Origin of the sequence: Protofrankia sp. Cr1, assembly GCF_963555865.1 — a bacterium.
Classification (GTDB): domain Bacteria; phylum Actinomycetota; class Actinomycetes; order Frankiales; family Frankiaceae; genus Protofrankia.
On the sequence record NZ_CAUVXO010000020.1, the window covers coordinates 3,084 to 5,299 of the forward strand.

At 70.1% G+C, this 2,216-nt stretch carries 1 protein-coding gene and 1 pseudogene; both read right to left on the reverse strand.

What is annotated here, in order from left to right:
• Positions 1 to 21: 21 nt before the first annotated feature.
• On the reverse strand, positions 22 to 1,443 hold the full coding sequence (locus U9980_RS03710; RefSeq protein ID WP_322766684.1) for a cyclopropane-fatty-acyl-phospholipid synthase family protein: 1,422 nt from the start codon (positions 1,441 to 1,443) through the stop codon (positions 22 to 24).
• A 156-nt stretch (positions 1,444 to 1,599) separates the two neighbouring features.
• A pseudogene (locus U9980_RS03715) lies at positions 1,600 to 2,216 on the reverse strand (glycosyl transferase); the annotation flags it as partial.

A 2,216-nucleotide genomic window follows, 5' to 3' on the forward strand; every position in this document is an offset into this window, starting at 1 on the left:
GTACACGGCTCCCATCGTCACTCATCCCAGGCCCGGCGCGGGCGCAGACTCCCCAACAACCAGCATGCTCTCGAAGGACGGGCGGCGCGGCATACCGGACCGCCCGCCCGCGCGCCGCACCGCGAGCGCCTGGTGGATCTGGGCCTGGCCGGCTTCGAACATCAGCGCGGAGGCGGCCATGTACAGCCGCCATACCCGGGCCCGGGCGTCACCGACCTCGGCCACGGCATCGGCCCAGTGCGCCTCAAGGTTTCCCACCCAGGCGCGCAAGGTCGGACCATAGTGTTCGCGCAGATTCTCGCTATGCCAGAGCTCGAAACCAGCCGCCTGCATGACACTGACGAGCACGCCGATCTCGTGCAGTTCACCGTCGGGGAAGACATACCGCGCGACGAAGTTACGCCCGGCCGGCAGCGGCAGCGGTCCGAGCCGCGGACGGTTACGCGCCTGCCCGGCAGGGTCGCCGGGGTAGGCGATGCCATGGTTGAGCAGCCGGCCCGCAGGCCGCAGCAGGTCGAACAGGTAACGGAAATAGACCGGCAGCATCGCGACGCCGACGTGCTCCACCATCCCGATGGAACTGATCGCATCGAACGGACCGTCGCTGACATCCCGGTAATCCTGTAGCCGGATCTGGATGCGGTCGGCGAGACCCGCGTCGGCGATCCGCCGCCGGGCCAGGTCGGCCTGGTTCGGCGAGATGGTGACGCCGACCCCCTCGACTCCGTGGTGCCGCGCGGCGTGGAGCAGCAGACTGCCCCAGCCGCAGCCCACATCGAGCAGACGCATCCCGGCGCGCAGACCCAGCTTGCGACAGACCAGCTCGTGCTTGGCGTCCTGCGCCGCTGCGAGCCCCACGTCGGGCGCCGCCCACAGGCCGCACGAGTACGTCATCGCCGCACCGAGAACCTGCCGATAGAAGGCGTTGGACAGATCGTAGTGATGGGTGATGGCGGCGGCGTCCCGCGCCCGGCTGTGGCGGCGGCCCCGCGGCCTCGCCTCGGCCGTGGGTGGTGGTGGGGGCAGGGGGCCCAACAGGCGCAACAACGTCGCCGCCGCGCGCAGCACGGTCGGCGTCACGGCCTGGACCCCAAGGTGGCTCCGCAGGTCGAGGGCGTCGAAAATGTCGCCTTCGACGTCGATCTCTCCGGCCACATACGCTCGCGCGAAACCGAGTTCACCGGGACGGAACAGCACCCGCCGCGTTGCCTCCGGCGTCCGCACCACAACCCTGGTCGGGGTTTCAGGCCCGAGGACCGTCCCGTCCCACAATTCGATCCGTACCGGTGGTTTCGGCCCGACGAGGCCCGTCAGCAGATCGATCACAGCACGGGACACCGCGGTTGTGCGCACGGTGGACCCCGAAACCGCGGTTGCGGGCGCACCCTGGCCCGGGATCGCGACTGCGGGCAGATCGGCCCTGGCCGAGTCAGTTCCGGACACTGCAGCGTCACCCCGGTTCACTGGCACCTCCGCACCGACCGCATCCGGTGCGGCGGGAACCCATCTCGCCGCGCGCTCGGCTCACCTCTATCATCGCTGTCGGTCACGGTTGCGTCCCGTCATGGCCCCGTGTCGGGACGCAACTCCAGCCCGGGATCAGGTCCTGGGCTGCGTCAGGTCATAGACCGTCTGCCCACCGACGGTCCTCGCGGTGAAGGTGCTCTGCACCCAGGATGTGATCCCGCTGCTGCCGCGGCCGCCGAAGCCTCCGCCACCGCCGAAACCGCCACCGCCGAAACCGCCACCGCCGAAACCGCCACCCGAAATGTAGTAATGGATGTTGTGCTGGGCGACGTACTGTTTGAACTCGGCGAGCGTCGGTGCCGGGTCACCGCCGTTGAAGCCACCCATCGCCATAATCGCGGTACCGCTGGCAAGCTCGAGCGATCCGGCCGTCTGGGATCCCGACGTTGCCGCAACCCAGCGGTAGCCCTTCTGGCCGTTCCTCAGCAACTGGACGAGCTCGGAGTTGGCGCTCTCCCCGGCACCGAAACCAGCACCGAAACCGCCGCCGCCCTGCCCGCCGCCTGGCTGTCCGCCGGCACCGGCGCCGGGGCCAAAACCGGGGACGTTCCCGCCGCCGAAGAATTGGCTTCCCCTCGTGCCGGGGAACCCACCACCGCCGGCCGTAGCCGGCCCGGCCGTGGGGATCGCACCCATGTGCGGCGTCGAGGCGGTGTCGAGGGCGTATGCGGCCGACGGCGCTGCCAGCG